An 18156-nucleotide genomic window follows, 5' to 3' on the forward strand; every position below is an offset into this window, starting at 1 on the left:
CATTCTCTCGCACTCGGCACCCTCGTCTGCGACAATTCACCCCCCAGTGCTTGCTTGCCCCCGAGGCCGGGCAACTAGAGTGGGCTCGGAATACCTGCACACACTGCACGAGAACTGAAGCGAGAGACGTTTATGTCGAATCCGGAACAGCCCCCCACGCCCGAGAACCCCATCACCCCTGACGAGACTTCCGCAGCCGCCCCGCAGCCGACGCAGCTTCCCCCGGCAAGCGAGCTCCCCGAGTCGACGCCGCTGGCATCGGAGCCCATCGCTCCCGCAGCCGAGCCCTTCACCCCCGCCGAGACGCAGGTGCTGCCCCCGGTTGACCCGAACGCCGCGACCCAGGCCTTCCCGGCCGCAGATCCGGCTGCCCCGGCCTACCCCGGCGCACCCGAGGCCCCGGCCTACGGCGCGCCCGTGCCGCCCGTCGCTCCCGGCGCGCCCTACGGTGCAGCTCAGCAGCCCGGCGCGCAGGCCCCCATGAACACCCTCGCGATCGTCTCGCTGGTCGGCTCGTTCTTCGTCAGCCTCGTCGGCATCATCTGCGGCCACATCGCGCTCAAGCAGATCAAGCGCGACGGGACCCGCGGCCGCGGCCTCGCCCTCGCCGGCACGATCATCGGCTACGTCGCCCTCGCCGGCCAGATCATCGCCGGCATCTTCTTGGTCATCGCCCTGATCGCTGGCGCCGCTGCGGCCGGGTCTGCCCAGGACGAGTTCGAGAAGCAGCTTGAGAGCCAGCTCGGCGACACCTCTTCGGAGATCACCGAGACCCCGGCCCCCGACACGAGCGACGTCCCTTCGGCCACCGACTTCTGCGGCATCCTCGAAGAATCGGCCTCGCTCTCGGTCGATGACCCGGCAGCGGTTGCTGACACCTACGAGCGCCTCGCGGCCACGACCCCGTCCGACGCGAACGCCGAGCTGTACTCGAAGCTCGCCAAGCTCACGCGCGACCCCGCGGCGATCCTGGACGATCCGGACCTTGACATCACGGCGTTCCAGGAGCAGGTCACCTCGGCACTGATGGAAGACGCAGCCACCTGCCTCTAAGCGAGGCATCTGCCACACGGGCCCTCGAGGAGTGAATTGACACTCCTCGAGGGCCCGTCCCTTTTTCTTCCTCTACCTCGACGCGTGCGCCCGTCGCCCACGCTCTTCCCCGTCGCCGCGACCGGTTAGCTCGCAGCAGCGATCGCTGTGGGCCCGGTTGATTCCCGGACCAGGGGTGTGCGGTGGGTTGCGGTGTTCTCGATGACGAACGTGGTCATGCGGGGCAGGTGGCGGTCGTCCGCGAACTCGATCACCGAGCCTTGCTGGTCATAGGACACCCGGCGCGCGCGCAGCAGCGGCGAGCCCGGCGCGACGCGCAGCCACTCGGCATCGAGTGCGTGCGCCGCGACGGCGTCGATGACGTGGCGAGCCCGTACCGGCACGATCTGCCGCTCGGCGAGGTGGCGATAAATGCTGCCGGCGTCGAGGTCGGCGGTGAGGAGGCTGAGCCCGACCTCGTACGGGAAGGCGGATCGCTCGAGCAGCGCGGGTGCCCCGTCGAGGGTGCGCAGCCGCACGATCTCGATGATCGGGTCGTCCGGCCGCACCCCCAGGTGCAGCGCGACCTCCTCGGTCGCCGGCCGCCGGGCCGCCTCGATGACGCGCTGACCCGGGGTGAACCCCGACGCGTTCGCCCACTCGGTGAACGAGAGGAAACTCCCGAACGATTGAGAGGGCACCGGGCGCTGCACCCGGGGCGGGGCGCCGCGGCCGCCGCCAATCATTCCCTCGGCGCGCAGGGAGGCAAGGGCCTGGCGCACTGGCCCCCGCGACGTCCCGAACTCCGCGACCAACGACTTCTCGCTCGGCACACGGTCGCCGGGCCGCCACGCACCCGAGCGAATGCGCTGAAACATCGCGTCGTAGAGCTGTGCGTGCAGCGGCTGCTTCGGGTTCATGGCCACAGCGTACAAGTTGTCTGTACTGGTTTTGCCCTCGTTTTGGGGGCCGAAAGTGAACAGTTTGTGAGCAACTGACGTCCAAATCGGCGCTGCGTGAACGGTCGCAAAACAGCGGCGCGAAAAGTTGTCATGACTACTTTTGGGCCCGCATGCTCGAACCATGACCAGCACATCCAACTCAGCTCCACGCATGGCGATTGTCGGCGCCGGGATCATCGGCCTCGCCCACGCCGTTGCCGCTCTCGATGCCGGCTATCAGGTGACCGTGGTCGAGCAGGATCACGCCGCGGTGACCGCGAGCGTTCGCAACTTCGGCCACGTCTGCACCTCGGAACAGTCGGGATCGCTCGGCGTCCTTGCGGACGAGGCGCGCGAGATCTGGCTGCGCCTCGCTGAGCGGGCTGCCCTTGAAGTACGCGTCTCCGGAACCCTGGCGGTGGCGCGCTCGGCGGAGGAGCTCGCTGTTGTCGAGGCGCTCGCCGCTCGCGAGACGACCCAGGACTCGCGCCTCGTGACCGCCGCCGAAGCAGGCGAGCTGCTCGGCACCGCCGGCACGGCACACGCGCCCCTCGGCGGGATCCTGCTTCCGAACGACCTCACCGCGAACCCGCGCACCACCGTCGCCCGGATCGCGTCCTGGGTGCAGGCACACGAGCGCGGAGACGTTCGCTTCGCGACGACGGCGCTCGCGGCCGACACCGGCCGCCTCACGACCAGCCGCGGCGTGATCGAGGCCGACGTCATCGTGGTCGCCGCTGGGCACCTCATCGGGCGCCTACTGCCCGAGGTCGCCGAAGCAGGAAGGGTGCGCGAGTGCGCCCTCCAGATGACCCGCGTGCAGGCCCCGCGGAGCCTGCCGCTCGGGCCCGCGGTCGTCACCGGCACCTCAATGCTGCGCTACGGGGCGTTCGCCGGCCCCGAGGCCGACGCCCTGCGCGCCGTCGTCCAGCGAGAGCGCCCCGAACTGCTCACCATGGGCGCCAACGTCATGTTCACGCACCAGCCGGACGGAACGCTGTTGCTCGGCGACACCCACGAGTACTTCGACAGCGCTCCCCCGTTCCTCCGCGAGGAGTGGACGCGCGCGCTATTGGACGAGGCGGCCGGACTGCTCGGCGTCCCGGAGCTCGCGGTACTCGAACGCTGGCAGGGCGTCTACGCCGCCAGCGACGCCCAGGACGTCCTGACAGCCGAACCGCTTCCGGGAGTGCACGTCGTCACGCTCAGCACGGGCGTCGGCATGACCGTCGGGCTCGCGCTCGGCGCCCGCACCGTCGCGGCGCTCTCGCCCCACCACTAGCCACTCTTTCCCTCATTACTCAACACCACACCACACCACACCAAGGAGAATCGTGAACAAGTCCACCACCTTCGCGCTGTCCGCGTCGATGCTGCTCGCCCTCGGACTCGCCGGGTGCGCGCCCGCCGACTCGGCCGCCGCAGGCTCGGCCTCGGCAACGTGCCCCGACGGCAAGATCCGCTTCGGGATCCTGCCCTACGAGGATCCGGAGCGCCTCGAACCGGCCTACCAGGTACTCGCGACCGCGCTGTCCGAGAAGCTCGACTGCCCCGTCGAGGTCATCATCACCGAGGACTACGCCGCAGAGGTGCTCGCGATGGAGAACGACTCGCTCGAGATCGCGCAGTTTGGCCCGCTCGGCTTCGTGTTCGCGAACCAGCGCGCAGACGCCGTCCCGCTCGCCTCATTCGGCGACGCCGAGGGCCAGCCCACGACCTACACGGGCGGCATCTGGGTGCCGAACGACTCGCCCATCAAGACGATTGAGGACCTGCCCGGACACACGCTCGCGCTCGGCAGCCCCGGCTCGACCTCGGGTGACGCCCTCCCGATGTCGGCGCTCGCCGACGCCGGCATCGCCGACGAGGTGACCGCGGACTACGCCGGGGGCCACCCCGAAGCGCTGCTGGCGCTCGTCAACGGCACGGTCGACGCGGCTCAGATCAACTCGCAGACGCTCGCCACAGCCGAGGCCGAGGGCACGATCGATACGAGCGCGTTCCGTCAGGTCTGGAAGTCCGAGGAGATTCCGAACGACCCGATCACGGTGCGCGGCAACCTGCCGCAGGAGTTCAAGGACGCCGTCGCCGAGGCGCTGCTCAGCCTCGACGCGGACGACGTCGCCGAGGTCAGCGCCTTCCTCGGCGTCGACCCCGCCGGACCGCTGATCCCGGTGACCGTCGACACCTACCAGCCGCTGTTCGACCTGGCCAAGACCATGGGCCTCACCGAGGAAGACGTGTAATGACCGCCCTCATCGCGCGCGGGGACGCGGCTGCCACCGCGCCGGCCACCCAGGCCGGCGGCGCGGACACCCGGGAAGTCCTGCTCGACGTGCGCCAGATCTCCAAGAGCTTTGGGGACCGGACGGTGCTGCACGACATGAGCATGCGGGTGCACGCCGGCGAACTCGTCGCCTTTCTCGGAGCCAACGGCTCGGGGAAGTCGACGACCCTGCGCGCGGTGAACGGACTCACCGAGGCGGACTCCGGCGACATCACGATCGCCGGGGTCCGCCTGAACGAGGCCAGCGCGGCCCGGCGGGCCGAGGCCCGTCACACCGCTGCGACGGTGTTCCAGAAGATCCATCTCGTACCCCGGCGCACCGCCCTCCAGAACGTGTGCGCGGGCGGGTTCTCACGGCTCCCCGCGTGGCGCTCCATCCCGCCGCTGTTCGGGCGCGAGCTGATGGAGGAAGCCATGGCCTGCCTCGAGCGCGTCGGCCTCGCCGATCGCGCGCACGACCGTGCTAGCAGCCTGTCGGGCGGCCAGCAACAGCGCGTCGCGATCGCCCGGGCGCTCTGTCAGCGCCCGCGCATGATCCTCGCGGACGAGCCCGTCTCTGCGCTCGACCCGCGCGCCGCCGACGACGTGATGTCGCTGCTGCACGAGCTCGCCGTGACCGAGGGGCTCGGCGTCGCCGCGGTGCTGCACCAGCCGCAGCTCGCTCGGAAGTACGCGCATCGCGTGATCGGCCTGCGCGGCGGCAGCCTCGTCTTCGACGCCCCCACCGACGAAATTGACGACGCCGAGCTCGCGTCGCTGTACCTCTAAGGACCCCATCGTGACCCACACCTCTGCGCCCGAGCGGCCAGCCCGCGCCGTCCCACCACGCTCGCTCGCGGTCCCCCGCGACCCCCGGACGGCGAAGCGAGCGGGAACCTGGGTCACCATCGTCGCGGTGCTCGCCGTGCTCCACGCCGTCGCCTTCCAGGCCACGGACTTTCGCCCCGAGGCGCTCGTCACGGGCGCCCGCGGGATGCTCAATTTCCTTGCCGAGGCGATCCCTCCCGACCTGAGCGGCGAGGTCGTCACCGCCGGCATTCAGGGCGCGCTCACCACCCTGTGGATCGGCCTCATCGGCACCACCGTCTCGATCCCGAGCGCGCTCCTGCTTGCCGTACTCGGCGCCCGCACCACGACCCCCAACCGCTTCGTCTACCAGGTGGCTCGCGGAATCCTGTCGTTCTTCCGCGCGGTGCCGGACATCGTGTTCGCCCTCATCTTCATCACCGCCGTCGGCCTTGGACCGTTTGCTGGAGTGCTCGCGCTCATTTGCCACAACACGGGAGTGATGGGCAAGCTCTGGGCCGAGGCGATGGAGGACGTGGATCCTGGCCCCGAGCAGGCCCTGCGGACCGCAGGCGCCAGCCGCTGGCAGGTCGTCGCCAACGCCACAATCCCCTCCGTGCTGCCGCAGCTCACGGGCCTCCTGCTGTACCGGTTCGACGTCAACGTGCGCTCGTCGCTCGTGCTCGGCCTCGTCGGCGCGGGCGGCATCGGGCTGCTGATCAACCGCGCGATCAAGACGTTCCAGTTCGACGAGATGCTCACCTACCTGCTCATCGTGCTCGTGCTCATCATCGCGGTGGACCAGGCCTCGGCCTGGATCCGAAAGCGCCTGCAGTAGTCGCGCCCGCGCCCCCATCCTTTCGCTGTCCGCGCGTTTTCCCGACACAGAACGAAGACTGATGCCACACCTCTCCCCACACTCACACCGCCGCCGCACCGCGGCGCTCTCCACCGGAGTGCTCCTCGCGCTCGCCTCCGCCGCATTGATAGCCCCAGTGAGCCCGGCCGCCGCCGCCGCGATGACGGAGGGTTTCGATTCCACCTCGGCCACTGCGGCACCCGCCGGTTGGTCTGTCGAGCATCGCAACATCGCCGGGATGCGGCCTGACTGGGGCGGCTGGACCTTTCACACGACAGCCGATGTCGTCGCGCAGTTCGGCGGCGGCGGCGATCGCAGCTCGTTCGGTCGGGCACAGGGCATCGTGGCGGTGGTGCAGTCCGACACCAATCGGCCGACGAGCGGCACATTCGACTCGACGCTCTGGACCGCCGCGGTTCCGCTCACTGTGGGCTCGGGCGCCGTGCGCGTCGCCTTCGACAGCCACTACAAGCAGGGGCAGTCGCCCCAGACCGCGACGTTGCTCGCCAAATTCGACGGCGGAGCGCCTGTGCAGGTCGCGGCCTTCTCCTCGGCGAGGTTGAACGAGTCCACCGGGTACACCGTCGACGTGCCCGCTGGTGCGCAGAACGTGCAGTTCGGTTGGTCATACCTGCAGAGCAGCAACAACTGGTTCTGGATGATTGACAACGTTTCGATCTCCGAGACCACCCCCGCGGATGTCGCCCCGGCGATCCTGTCGGCAAGGAAGCCAGTGCTGAGCGCTGGTGGGACGACGACGGTACGCGTCGGCGGGTTGCGCGCGGGCCAGCAACTCGCGGCAACCCTCGGCGATGCAACGACGGGCACTCCCGTCGCCGGGATCCCCGTAGCCGCCGCCGACGGCACCGTCTCGTTCGACGTCGTGCTCCCGGGCGATCAACCCGCAGGGACCGTGCCACTGCACTTGAGCGGCGCCGGGATCGCGCCGGCGTCGATCGAGATCACGGTACTCACTTCGGCCCCGCAAGCGGGCACGACCACCGAACCACAGGTGTGGTTCGACGGCTTTGAGGCGCAGCCCAGTGAGTGGGAGGCGAACGGCTGGGAACTCACCACCCGCGCAGCGACCGTCGAGGCCTACGGCACTGACCGGCGCCACGCGTTCACCCGCGCCTCGGGCACGATTGCGGTCGCCGAGGCGTCGCAGGCCCCCTTCGACGGCGCCCTCACCTCCGCCCCCGTCGCGGTCATCGCGGGTGACGCGCTCGAGCTCCGCTTCGACAGCCACTACCGGGGTCGCGGCGGCGCCCAGCGCGGTCACGTCACGGCGGTCTTCGACTCGGGCGAGCGCGCTGAGCTGCGCGCGTGGGGTACCCAGAGCGAGGAGTCCGCCCAGCCGCGGCTCGCGTTCACCACGCCGGCCGGTGCGACGTCGGTGCGTTTCGAGTTTGGCTTCGCTGCCGAGGCGGGGGCAGGATCCTGGATGATCGACGACGTGCAGGTAGTTCGCCCGCTCGCGCCGCTACCCGCGGACGCCCAGGCGCGCGCGCTCGTTGACGTCTTCAGCGACGTGCAGGGCGCCGACGCCCGCCTGCAGAATCAGGTGCTGCCTGGCTTCCGCGCGATGCAGCCCCAGGCTGATGCGATCGTCTCGAACGGCGACCTCACGAGCAACGGCACGACGGCGCAGTACGACTCATACCTGAACGCGTTCGCGACCGGCGGCGGGGCCGAGTACGGCACCAGCATCTCGACGATCGGCAACCACGAATTCTATGGCTCGAGCGGCTCAGCGAACTACATCAACCGATTCCTGGATCGCACCGAAATGCGCGACGTGGGCGGCCAGGGCGGCCTCTGGGGTGAAGAGCTCATCGACGGCGTGCTGCCCGTGCTCTGGATCGGCAGCGAGTTTCACGACTACCCGAAGCAGACCGGATCGGGCCCGTTCGTAGAGATGAGCGACGAGCAGTTCTGGTGGCTGAGCAATCGCCTCGCCCACTACCGCGAGCTGAACATGCCCGTCTTGCTGTTCTCGCACCATGTCTTCGCGAACTCGGTCTCGGGCACCTACATCAACTTCACGAAGAACGAGTTTGGGGCCGACCAGGCACGCCTCGAGGCGCTCATCGCGGACAACCCGCACGTGACGCTGCTCACCAGCCACACGCACTGGTCGCCCCTGCTCAACGACTGGAGCGTCGAGCAGCGTTTTGACCCGGCACAGGCCCTCGCGCCGACCTTCGTGAACACCGCCGCGGTGACCACGATGTACGGTCCGAGCGGCGACTGGGGAGAGACCGCCGTGGGCGGCGCCGACCCGGTCGGCCTGCGCGCAGCGCTCTACGAGGATCGCCTACGCGTGACCGCCTACTCGTTCGGCGCGGGTGGCGCCACGAGCGAGATCCGTCACATCGACGTCCCGCTGCCTGCCGAGGCCACGGTTGACCCTGAGCTGCCAGCCCCTGCCGAGATCGTGCTGAGTACGGCGAGCGTCACCGCGGGTGAGCAGATCACCATCGCGGGCAGCGGATTCATCGCCGACGAGGAGCTCGCCTTCGAGCTGCGCTCGACCCCGACCCCGCTGGGCGACGCCCGGGCGGACGCCACGGGTGCGCTCTCGGCGACGGTGACCGTTCCTGCCGATGTGACGGCGGGCGAGCACCGGGTGTACGTGACCCGCGCGGATGGCACGGAGCTGTCTCACCCACTCACCGTCATCGCGGCTGAGATGCCGGGTGGCGGGGATTCTGGTGCGGGCGGAAGCGGCTCGGGATCCGGGACGCAGGGCAACGGCCTTGCGGCGACCGGCGCCGAGATCACCGGTATCGCGGCCATCGCGGCGTTGCTCCTTGCAGCGGGTGGACTGCTGTTCCTGCACCGCGCCAAGCGGGCTCGTCTGAGCGAGGCAATGAGGTGCGAGGCAACGGGACGCGAGGCGCAGGGCGAGGTCTCCTAGCCCGCAATTTGCACCGCAGCCGAGGGGGCGCGTCGAGCATTGCTCGCGCGCCCTTCGGCGTCTCTGGGCGAGGCTCGGCAATCCCGCGCGAACCGACGACAGCCGGCGCGGGAACGAGGCAGGCGCCTCTATGTGAACAGTGTTGACAACGCCTCTTACTGATTCGTAGACTCAGCACCATACCCGATGCCCGGGCACCCACGAACAGGAGTCACCAATGTCGACGACCCCCCACATCTACCTTTCGGCGAGCGAGGTGCTCGCGCGCTTTCGCGACGGGAGCCTGACGCCCTCCGCCTACGCCGCCGAGCTGTTGGCGCACATCAACGCCACCGAGGGGACGATCAACGCCACCACGGGCGAGCGCCTCCCGATCGACGAGGCGCTCGCTCAGGCGGATCGGCGCTACGCCGACGGCACCGCGCGTCCGCTTGAGGGCCTGCCAGTCGTGCTGAAGGAAGAGCAGTCGATCAAGGGCCACCCCGAGACCAACGGCAGCCCCCTCTTCGCGGACGACATCGCGGAGGAGACGCACCCGATCATCACGCGCATCGCCGAGGCTGGCGGCATCCCGTTCGTGCGCTCGACCACTCCTGAGTTCTGCATCGCCGGGTACACCCGCGGCAAGCTCTGGGGCATCACACGCAACCCCTGGAACCCGAAGTTCGCCGTCGGCGGGTCCTCGGGCGGCTCGGGCGCCTCGCTCGCGGCCGGCTACGCCCCGCTCGCCACGGGCTCCGACATCGGCGGATCCACCCGCATCCCCGCGTCGTTTAACGGGGTCGTGGGGTACAAGCCGCCGTATGGCCGCAACCCTGCCCCCGCGCCGACCAACCTCGATCGCTACTGCACCGACGGCCCGATGGCCCGCACGGTTGCCGACGTCGCACTCCTACAGAATGTCATCTCGGGCCAGCACCCCGACGACCCGGTAAGCCTGCCCTGCCCGCCTACGCTGGTGCCGAACGGCGACCTCACCGGCAAGCGCATCGCGCTCGCCGTGACGGTGGGCAACTACGGCGTGCAGCAGGACGTGCGCGAGGCGGTCGCCGCGACGCAGGCCTGGCTCGAGGCTGCCGGCGCGACCGTCACCCCGATCACTGTGCCCATCAACCACGACTTCGTGCTCGAGACCGCCCTCACCCACTTCGGGTCGATTTTCGTGCCCTGGATCGAGGCGGTCGTCGGCGAGGAAAACGCCCACATGCTCGAGCCGTACACGGTGCAGGCTATTGAGGGATCCCGCGCGGCGTTCGCGAAGCACGGCGTGCTCGGCGGGCTCGCCCGCGAGGTCGAAGTTCACGAGGAGATCGCCAAGATCTTCGCCGAGTACGACGCACTCGTGTGCCCCGTGGCCGGCGTGCCCGCGCTGCTCGCCGACGAGTACTACACGGACGGCATTACGATCGACGGCACGCACTTCGAGCAGTACCTGTCCGTCGCGCCGACCACGATCTTTAACATCGCGAACCGCAACCCCGTGCTCGCGGTCCCGGTCGCGCGTTCGGCGGACGACGTGCCGATCGGCGTCCAGGTGGTCGGCGCACCCTACGCCGAGGCAATCGTGTTTGACGTCGGCGCAGCCCTCGAGGCTGGCCGCGGCGCCTGGTACCAGGACGAGGCTGAGCGCCCCGCCTACGGGCAGCGCACCGCGCAGGCCGTGTAGCCTCACCACTGCACACCTGTTGGACTCGGTTTGAGGAGCGAAGAGATGACGACGACGCAAGCGGCACCCGCGCGCACGCGGCTCTCGCGGGACATCATCGTCGACGCGCTCCTCGCCGAGGCCCGCAGGTCACCGGGGGCCGAGGTGAGCTTTCGCACGCTCGGCTCGGCCCTCGGGGTCAACGCAACCGCCGTGTATCGGCACTTCCGCGACAAGGACGAACTCTTCCGCGCCGGCGTCGATCGGCTCTACACTGAGGCGCTCGCCCGGGTGGATCGCGCCGAGCCGTCGTGGCGCGCCCGACTCACCCAGTACTCCGACGCCCTCGTCGAGGTCTTCCTCGAAGCGCCCGCGATCGGGCAGCTCGCCCCGCTCATCGACGGCCGCGGCATCGGCGAGCTCGCCTCCATCGACTTTGCCTTCGAGGCGCTCGAGCAGGCTGGCCTTGACGAACCCCAAATCATCGCCGCGTACAGCGCGCTCGCCGGGCACTCCCTGGCCCTCGCCGCCGGAATGGCGCGCGAGGCGGGCCGGGCCGGGGAGGCGGGCGAGGCTACGCCCGGGCCGGCCGGCACCGGGCCGCGTCCCTGGATCACCGCGTTGGACGCGCACGCGCTCGCGCAGTTCCCGCGCGTGCATGCGCGCCAGAGCGCCTTGCGCGCGCTGAGCACCCTCGACGTGTACCGCGCCGGCGTCGGGGCGATCCTGGACTCGATCTCGCCGCGGTAGCCCCGCGAGCCCGGGCCGCAGTTCTACCCGACGAGGAAGACCGTGTGCCGAACTTCGTCGGCCTCACGCACGCCGTCCGCGACGAAGACCGCGCGGGTGAGCGCAGAGACCTCGTCCGCCCCACTCGAGAAGCTCAGCGCGACGCGAAAGTACACGCCGTCGGGCGAGGGCCTGCGAATCCCGCGGGCACGCACCGCGATCAGCGCGCCCGCGCGCGTCTCCACGAGGTACTGCGCATCGATTTCGATCGTGCCGTCGGCCCGCACCAGCTGCTGATCCGCACCGCCGGGGAGCACCGTGCCGCCAAGCCCAGCGAGCCCGAGCGTGGCCGCCCCGTCCAGCGCCGCGAGTTCCCCGCCCAGGATGGCGGTCTCGCGCCGCTGGCCTCGGGCGGTCTGCTCGCCCTCGACGGGGGCGCTGACCCGCACCCGCAACTCGAGCACGGGCACGAGCTGCGGGGCGGGCGGTGCTGCCGCACTCATGATCGAGGGGTCAGCGACGAGCGAGCGTTCAGCGAATCGGGGTGGAATCCCGCCGCGAGCTTGTACTCTGCCGCGATCGATTCCAGTTCTTCCCGGCTGATCACCTCGTGCACGTGGGCGAAGCCCTCGGGGGCGCGCTCGCGGGCGAGTTGCATGACCTTCTCCGGCCCCGTCTGGCGGGTGAGCTCGAGCAGGCGCGCCGTCGCCGGGCGCCGCTCCGCCTCGTACGCGGCGAGCGCCTCGTCGATGCTCGCGGCGGTGGCCAGCTGATAGGCGAGCGTGCGCGCGTCCAAGATTGCCTGCGAGCCGCCGTTCGACCCGTTCGGGTACATCGCATGCGCGGCGTCGCCCAGCAAGACGGTGCGCCCGAAGGTCCAGCTCGGGATCGCATCGCGGTCGACCATGGGGTATTCGAGCAGCTCTTCCGCATCGGCAATGACACCGGGGATGTCGAGCCAATCGGTCGTCCAGCCGGCGAACAGCTCGGCGATCGGGGCCGGATCGATCTCCCGGTTCCAGTCAGCGTCGCCGCTGCCGGGCACTCGCTTCTCCGCGATGAAGTTCACGCGGACGCGCCCGTGCTCCCCCGGCGCCTCGAGCGGGTAGGCCACGAACTTCTGCTCGGCGTCGCCCACCATCACCATGGTGCGGCCGTCGAGGTACTCCGGAACCACAGCGGTGCCGCGCCAGAGCGTGAGGCCGCTCCACGGCGGCGCGCCCTCGCCCGGGTAGGCGATCGCGCGGGCGGCCGAGTGGATGCCGTCGGCAGCCACGAGCACATCGCCCGACAGCTGCGTGCGGGTTCCGTCCGCGAGCTCGAAGTCGGCGGTCACCCCGTCCGCCGTGTCGGCGTAGCCGACCAGCCGGTGGCCCAGCCGCACGACGTCACCGAGGCGCTCGGCGACGATCTCCTGCAACAACACCTGCAGGCGCCCGCGGTGCACCGAGAGCTGCGGCCATTCGTAGCCCGCGTCCTGCCCGCGCGGCTCGGTCCAGATCTCCTGGCCTTGCCGGTTGTAGTACGCGAGGTTGCCCGGCTGAACTCCGAGCTCGGCCACCCGGTCCGCAATGCCGAGCTCGGTGAGCTCGCGTACCGCGTGCGGCAGCAGGTTCAGGCCGACCCCGAGACCGCGAATCTCGCGGCTGCGCTCTGCGATGACGATGTCGCGAAACCCTGCGGCTTCCAAGCTGAGGGCCGTGATGAGGCCGCCGATGCCGGCGCCGGCAATGATGATTCGCACTCTGGAGTACTCCTGTAACTTCTGTGAACGGTCTGGGAACTCGGTGGCGCTATGCCCAGGCGGGCTTCGGGACGGAATCGATCAGCAGCTGGGTGTACTCGTGCCTGGGGTGACTCAACAGCGACTCAGTCGGGCCGCCCTCGACGATCTCGCCACGGCGCATCACGATGGTCTCGTCACACACCCGGCGCACCACCCCGAGGTCGTGGCTAATGAACAGCACGGTCAGCCCGCGCTCTTCGCGCACCCGAGCAAGCAGGTCAAGCACCTGCGCCTGCACCGAGACATCGAGCGCGCTCGTCGCCTCGTCCATCACGATGAGCGCCGGATCGATGGCGATCGCGCGCGCGATCGCCACACGCTGCCGCTGGCCGCCGGAGAGGGTGCGCGGCAACGCCTGGGCATGATCCGCCGAGAGCCCCACGGATTCGAGCAGCTCGATCACTCGCGACTTCGCGTCGGAGTCGCTGAGCTGCGTGTGCAGCCGCAGCGTGTCCTCGATGGCGCGGCCGGCGGCGATCCGGGGGTCGAGCGACAGGTACGGATCCTGGAAGACCATCTGCACGCTGCGCGCACGGGCCAGGCGCTCCGCGCGGTTACGCGGCGGCTCCTGCGTTTCGCCGCCGATGCGCAGCTCGCCCGAGTCGACGGGCTCGAGCCCGACGATCATGCGTGCGAGCGTCGACTTGCCCGAACCGGATTCGCCCACGAGGCCCAGCGAGCCGCCCTTCGGGATCGCAATTGAGGCGCCGACGACGGCCTTGACCGCGCCCCGGCCCTTGGGGTAATACGTTTTTGCGAGGTCGCGCGTGAAGAGCATCGGCTCGGGGACATCCGTCAGCCCCGCAACCTCTGCGGCAGCTGCGGCGGGATCGGCAGGATCCGCCTCGCGCGCCTCGACCGTGGGGGTCGCCTCAATGAGCTTCTTCGTGTACTCGGCCGTGGGGTGCAGGAAGATCTCGCGGGCGGTGCCCTGCTCTTCGAGCTGGCCCTGCTTCATCACGTACACCCGGTCGCAGATGGACGCTGCGAGGTTCAGGTCGTGCGTGATGAAGAGCATGCCCATGCCCCGCGCGGCGCGCTGCTCTGCGAGTACGTCGATAATCTCGGCCTGCGTCGTCACGTCGAGCGCCGTCGTGGGCTCGTCGCAGATGAGCAGCTTGGGCGAGCTCGTGAGCGCCCCCGCGATCATCACGCGCTGCAACATGCCGCCCGAGAACTCGTGCGGGAACTGGTCGAGGTGCTCCTCCGGGCGCGGCAGGCGAACGGCCCGCAGCAGCTCGAGTGCGACGCCGCGCGCCTCCGCCTTCGGCACCCCGAGGCAAAGCCTGAGCGACTCCGTCATGTGGTCGCCGATCGTGCGCATGGGGTTGATGCCCGCGCGCGGATCCTGAAAGATCATCGAGGCGCTCGTGCGACGCACCTCGAGGAGTTCGGCCTTGTCGGCACGCAGCACGTCGTGGCCGTCGATCGTGATCCCGCCGCCCATGCGGGCGCCCCGAGGCAGCAGCCCGATCACCGAGCGGGCGGTCAGCGACTTACCCGAGCCGGACTCGCCGACCAGACCGATCGTCTCGCCGGCCGCCACCTGAATGGAGATGCCGTCCAGCAAGCGCTTCCCATTGGGCAAGTCAAGCGTGAGTGATGAAATGTCGAGCAAGGTCATGCTGAGACACCTCCTCCAATTCGTTCCGAAAGTTCTTCGCCAATGATGTTCACGGCAACCACCACGATGACGACCGCGACCGCGGGGACGATGGCCGGCAGAAAGTGCCCGCCGACGAGGCCGGTCTGGGCCTCGTTGATCATCGCGCCCCAGTCGGCCTGCGGCGCTTGCACACCGAGACCCAGGAACGAGAGGCCGGCGAGCTCGGCGAGCACGTAGCCGAAGTTCAGCGTGGACTGCGCGCCGACCACGGGAGTGACGTTCGGCAGCACCCGGCGCAGCGCGATCCACGGACCGCTGAAGCCCTGCACGCGGTAGGCCGCGACGTAGGGACGATTCCGCTCCGCCATGATGAGCGAGCGGGTCAGCCGCGCCACGAACGGCGCGTAGGCGATGCTCATCGCGATGACGGGGGCGACGAGGCCCTTCCCGAACAGGGCGACCGCCATGATGGCGATCAGCAGTGCGGGGAAGGCGAAGATGACCTCGAAGAAGCGGCTCAGCACCGCATCGATCCAGCCGCCGCGCCAGCCGGCGAGTAGTCCGAGCAGGATCCCGACGACCGTCGAGAAGATCACGACGAGCAGCGGGCCCAGGAGGGCGGTGCGAGCGCCGAAGATCATCCGGCTGAGAATGTCGCGGCCGAGGCCGTCCGTGCCGAGCCAGTGCGCGGGGCTCGGTGCCCCATAGAAAGCGAGGAAGTCAACCGCGTCGGGGTCGTACGGGGCCACCCACGGCGCAAAGATCGCTGCGAGGGTGATGATCGCCATCACGATGACGCTGCCCCAGAACAGTCGGTTCGAGCGGGGCTTGCGGGGCGCGCGGATCACGCGCACCGCAGAGGTGGGGTTCAGCGTGGCATTCATCGGGCATCAGCTCCAGCGGCGGCTCGGGGGTCGATCCAGGGTTCGAGTAGGTCGACGATGGCGTTCACAATCACAAACGCGGCGACGATCAGCAGCACGATGGCCTGCACGACGGGGAAGTCGAGACGATCGACCGACTGCACGAGCAGCGAGCCGAGCCCGGAAATACTGAACGCGGCTTCGACGAGGGTGCTCGCGACCAGGAGGCCGGCGATCAGCAGGCCGCCGACGGTCAGGATCGGCCCGAGGGAGTTGCGGAAGATGTGGCGGCGGACGACGGAAGCCCGAGTCAGGCCTCGGCTCGTCGCGACCTCGACGTGCTCACGGCCGATCTGCTCGACCATCGCCGAACGCGTCACCTTGCCCACGAGCACGACGAACACGATCGCGAGAGCGACGGCGGGCAGGATCAGGTGGTACACCGTGTCCCAGAAACCCTCGCCGGAGCCAAAGGTGGGGAACCACCCCAACCCCACGGAGAAGATCGCGATCAGCACGATCGATCCCACGAAGGATGGGATCGCCCCCAACACGGTCATCGTGATCAGGATGGCGCGGTCCGCGAGCTTGCCGCGATTCAACGCGGCGATGATGCCGCCGGCGAGACCGACGATCGCGATCATCAGCCCGGCCATGACCACGAGCGTCAGCGTCACGGGGAGCCGGTCACCGATGACGGTGGTGACATCCTGGCGGAACTGGAGAGAGCGACCGAAGTCGCCCCTGAAGATGCCGAAGATCCAGTTGAGGTACTGCTGCCAGGGGGGCAAGTTCAGCCCGAACTGTTCGGTCACTGCCGCCACGGCTTCGGGACTCGGCTTGCGTCCGCGCAGCAGGAAGCTCACCGGATCGCCGGGAACCATAAACCGCGAGAAGAACACGAGCAGCGAGGCCAGGAAGAGCGTGAGAAGCAGTGCACCAAGCTTGGATGCGATGCGTCGCGCGTAGGTCATCGTAAATTCTCCGAAATGATGCGTCGGTCGGCGGCCAGGAGGTCGCCGACCGACGCGAACAGGTGGTGCTTAGCGAGCGCCCAGCTGGGCAGCCCACGGGAAGTACAGGTGTGCGATCGAGGGGCTCAGGCCCGTCACTCGCTCACCCATGTAGACCGACATCGGAATCTCGTAGAGCGGTAGCCAGGGCAGCTCGGCGCTGGCCATCTGCTGGGCCTGCGCGGTCAGTGCGCCGCGCGCATCCGGGTCCATCGTCTGGCCTGCCTCGGTGACGAGCGCGTCGTACTCCGGGTTGGACCAGTTGGCGTAGTTGCTGAACTCGCCCGTGCGCAGAACGCCGTACATCTCGAGGGGGTCTGGGCTGGAGAGGTACCAGGACGTGTAGAAGAGGTCGACGCCGGCGCGCGCATCCGGGTCGGAGAAGAGCGCCGTGTACGCGTTCGGAGTGACCGTCTCAATCTTGATGTTCAGGCCGATCGCCTTGCCGGCGGCGGCAGCCGCCTGCGAGACCACCGCAAACTCCTGCGAGATCGGTGCGGTGACCAGGGTGATCTCCTGACCAGCTGCACCCGCCTCTTCAATGAGCTTCTTCGCGGCTTCGACGTCGAACGGGTACTCCTCGAGTCCGTCAAAGGCCGCGGCGGTGTTTGCATCGCCGGACTGGCCCCAGACGGATTTCGTCGTCAGAGCATCAGTGACGTCGCCGATACCAGCGTTGGCCGCCTGCGAGATGCCCTCGCGGTCAAGCGCCATCAGCAGCGCCTTGCGCACGCGGACATCGCCCAGCGGGCCGTCCAGGTTCGAGACGATCAAGCTCGACACTGCGGTGTTCAAGCCGAAGAGCATGTCTCCCGAGCCGCCCTCTTGCAGCTGCGAAACTGCGTCGAGCGGGACCATCCACGAGCCGTCAACCTCGCCCGACTTCAGCGCGTTGATGCGCGCCGTGGCGTCGTTCATGAAGACGATCTTGAACTCGTCCGACTTCGCGACGAGTTCCTTGTCCCAGTAACCTTCGAACTTCTTCAGCGTGATCGACTCGCCGGACTTCCACGAGTCGAATTGGAACGGACCGGTGCAGTTCACGCCACCGGTCGAGTTGCCGTAGTCGGCGCCGAGCGTCTCCAGGGTGGCTGCCGACTCGATGACGCCAGCCGAACCACCGAGGCCCTGGTTGAACTGCGAGTCAGGGATGGTGGTGGTCACCGTCACCTGCATGTCGCCGGTCTTCTCGATCGACGCGACGTTCTGGTAGACACTGAACCACGCCGAACCCACCTCGGGGTCCAGGATGCGGCTCATCGAGGCGACCACGTCGTCCGCGGTCAGCGGGGTGCCGTCGTGGAACGAAACGCCCTGGCGAATGTTGTACACCCAGGTGGTGGGGGTGGGGTTCTCAAACGACTCCGCGAGGCCCGGGGTGAGGGTGAAATCCGGGTTCAGGCGCAGCAGCGACTCGCAGACGTTCGCGAGCACCGAGTTGTCGGCGTAGTCGAACGCGTAGGCGTAGTCGAGCGAGTACGGCTCGGCGTAGCTCGCCCAGGTAATCGAGTCGATGTCGCCCGAGGGCGCCGGCGTCGTTGCCGTGAGCTCCCACTCGACAGGGGCGGCAGTACCGCCTTCAGCCGTGCCGCCGGAGGCGCAGGCCGAGAGCGCGAGGGCCGCAACAGCGGCCCCGGCGACGAGGGTAATCCCGCGACGGACGCGGGTCTGGGCAATAGTTCGCATGTT

The 18156-nt window shown here is 69.1% G+C and carries 15 protein-coding genes; 8 read left to right on the forward strand and 7 right to left on the reverse strand.

Going from position 1 to position 18156, the window contains the following annotated elements; genetic code table 11:
* Positions 1-132 precede the first annotated feature (132 nt).
* Entirely contained in the window at positions 133-1053 is a 921-nt protein-coding gene (locus tag KOE53_RS05210) for a DUF4190 domain-containing protein (protein WP_188046451.1), read from the forward strand.
* Between the two features lie 125 nt (positions 1054-1178).
* Here KOE53_RS05210 and KOE53_RS05215 read toward each other — a convergent pair whose 3' ends face one another.
* Positions 1179-1952, reverse strand: a complete 774-nt coding sequence (locus KOE53_RS05215; RefSeq protein ID WP_188057678.1) for a GntR family transcriptional regulator — start codon at positions 1950-1952, stop codon at positions 1179-1181.
* Between the two features lie 163 nt (positions 1953-2115).
* Between KOE53_RS05215 and KOE53_RS05220 the strand changes: the two genes are divergently transcribed.
* The 7 genes from KOE53_RS05220 (at position 2116) to KOE53_RS05250 (ending at position 11220) form a co-directional block, all read left to right on the forward strand.
* Entirely contained in the window at positions 2116-3255 is a 1140-nt protein-coding gene (locus KOE53_RS05220; RefSeq protein WP_188057679.1) for a TIGR03364 family FAD-dependent oxidoreductase, read from the forward strand.
* A 52-nt stretch (positions 3256-3307) separates the two neighbouring features.
* Positions 3308-4219, forward strand: coding sequence for a phosphate/phosphite/phosphonate ABC transporter substrate-binding protein (locus KOE53_RS05225; RefSeq protein WP_353055585.1), 912 nt, complete (start codon positions 3308-3310; stop codon positions 4217-4219).
* Positions 4219-5028 (forward strand): phosphonate ABC transporter ATP-binding protein, encoded by an 810-nt coding sequence (locus KOE53_RS05230; RefSeq protein WP_188057680.1) that lies wholly within the window; start codon positions 4219-4221, stop codon positions 5026-5028. The genes KOE53_RS05225 and KOE53_RS05230 overlap by 1 nt, the downstream gene beginning before the upstream one ends.
* A 10-nt stretch (positions 5029-5038) precedes the next feature.
* Positions 5039-5884, forward strand: a complete 846-nt coding sequence (gene phnE, locus KOE53_RS05235) for a phosphonate ABC transporter, permease protein PhnE (protein ID WP_353055586.1) — start codon at positions 5039-5041, stop codon at positions 5882-5884.
* Positions 5885-5945: 61 nt separating this feature from the next.
* A complete protein-coding gene (locus KOE53_RS05240; RefSeq protein WP_188057681.1) occupies positions 5946-8825 on the forward strand; it encodes a metallophosphoesterase family protein in 2880 nt (959 codons plus the stop codon).
* A 217-nt stretch (positions 8826-9042) separates the two neighbouring features.
* Positions 9043-10491 carry an amidase gene (locus tag KOE53_RS05245; RefSeq protein ID WP_188046456.1) on the forward strand — a complete coding sequence of 483 codons (1449 nt, stop codon included), beginning with the start codon at positions 9043-9045 and terminating at the stop codon, positions 10489-10491.
* A gap of 45 nt (positions 10492-10536) precedes the next feature.
* Positions 10537-11220 carry a TetR/AcrR family transcriptional regulator gene (locus tag KOE53_RS05250; RefSeq protein ID WP_188057682.1) on the forward strand — a complete coding sequence of 228 codons (684 nt, stop codon included), beginning with the start codon at positions 10537-10539 and terminating at the stop codon, positions 11218-11220.
* Positions 11221-11243: 23 nt separating this feature from the next.
* Here KOE53_RS05250 and KOE53_RS05255 read toward each other — a convergent pair whose 3' ends face one another.
* The 6 genes from KOE53_RS05255 to KOE53_RS05280 all read right to left on the reverse strand — a co-directional run bounded on the left by KOE53_RS05255 (position 11244) and on the right by KOE53_RS05280 (position 18153).
* Positions 11244-11702 (reverse strand): DUF3237 domain-containing protein, encoded by a 459-nt coding sequence (locus KOE53_RS05255; protein WP_188046458.1) that lies wholly within the window; start codon positions 11700-11702, stop codon positions 11244-11246.
* A complete protein-coding gene (locus KOE53_RS05260) occupies positions 11699-12943 on the reverse strand; it encodes a flavin-dependent oxidoreductase (RefSeq protein ID WP_188046459.1) in 1245 nt (414 codons plus the stop codon). Before KOE53_RS05260 ends, KOE53_RS05255 begins: the two co-directional genes overlap by 4 nt.
* Positions 12944-12992: 49 nt before the next feature.
* Positions 12993-14609, reverse strand: a complete 1617-nt coding sequence (locus KOE53_RS05265; protein WP_188057683.1) for a dipeptide ABC transporter ATP-binding protein — start codon at positions 14607-14609, stop codon at positions 12993-12995.
* Positions 14606-15475, reverse strand: coding sequence for an ABC transporter permease (locus KOE53_RS05270; protein WP_188046461.1), 870 nt, complete (start codon positions 15473-15475; stop codon positions 14606-14608). The genes KOE53_RS05265 and KOE53_RS05270 overlap by 4 nt, the downstream gene beginning before the upstream one ends.
* The gene (locus KOE53_RS05275; protein ID WP_188046462.1) at positions 15472-16428 is read right to left on the reverse strand and encodes an ABC transporter permease; all 957 of its coding nucleotides are present in this window, start codon (positions 16426-16428) and stop codon (positions 15472-15474) included. The genes KOE53_RS05270 and KOE53_RS05275 overlap by 4 nt, the downstream gene beginning before the upstream one ends.
* 69 nt (positions 16429-16497) lie before the next feature.
* A complete protein-coding gene (locus KOE53_RS05280; RefSeq protein ID WP_188057684.1) occupies positions 16498-18153 on the reverse strand; it encodes an ABC transporter substrate-binding protein in 1656 nt (551 codons plus the stop codon).
* Positions 18154-18156 lie beyond the last annotated feature (3 nt).

This window comes from Leucobacter sp. CX87 (assembly GCF_018682295.1).
GTDB lineage: Bacteria > Actinomycetota > Actinomycetes > Actinomycetales > Microbacteriaceae > Cx-87.

Coding starts and splice junctions, on each gene's coding strand:
- KOE53_RS05245 (WP_188046456.1), top strand. CDS start 9,043: ATGTCGACGACCCCCCACATCTACCTTTCGGCGAGCGAGGTGCTCGCG.
- KOE53_RS05270 (WP_188046461.1), bottom strand. CDS start 15,475: ATGAATGCCACGCTGAACCCCACCTCTGCGGTGCGCGTGATCCGCGCG.
- KOE53_RS05215 (WP_188057678.1), bottom strand. CDS start 1,952: ATGAACCCGAAGCAGCCGCTGCACGCACAGCTCTACGACGCGATGTTT.
- KOE53_RS05280 (WP_188057684.1), bottom strand. CDS start 18,153: ATGCGAACTATTGCCCAGACCCGCGTCCGTCGCGGGATTACCCTCGTC.
- KOE53_RS05230 (WP_188057680.1), top strand. CDS start 4,219: ATGACCGCCCTCATCGCGCGCGGGGACGCGGCTGCCACCGCGCCGGCC.
- KOE53_RS05255 (WP_188046458.1), bottom strand. CDS start 11,702: ATGAGTGCGGCAGCACCGCCCGCCCCGCAGCTCGTGCCCGTGCTCGAG.
- KOE53_RS05250 (WP_188057682.1), top strand. CDS start 10,537: ATGACGACGACGCAAGCGGCACCCGCGCGCACGCGGCTCTCGCGGGAC.
- KOE53_RS05240 (WP_188057681.1), top strand. CDS start 5,946: ATGCCACACCTCTCCCCACACTCACACCGCCGCCGCACCGCGGCGCTC.
- KOE53_RS05265 (WP_188057683.1), bottom strand. CDS start 14,609: ATGACCTTGCTCGACATTTCATCACTCACGCTTGACTTGCCCAATGGG.
- KOE53_RS05275 (WP_188046462.1), bottom strand. CDS start 16,428: ATGACCTACGCGCGACGCATCGCATCCAAGCTTGGTGCACTGCTTCTC.
- KOE53_RS05210 (WP_188046451.1), top strand. CDS start 133: ATGTCGAATCCGGAACAGCCCCCCACGCCCGAGAACCCCATCACCCCT.
- KOE53_RS05220 (WP_188057679.1), top strand. CDS start 2,116: ATGACCAGCACATCCAACTCAGCTCCACGCATGGCGATTGTCGGCGCC.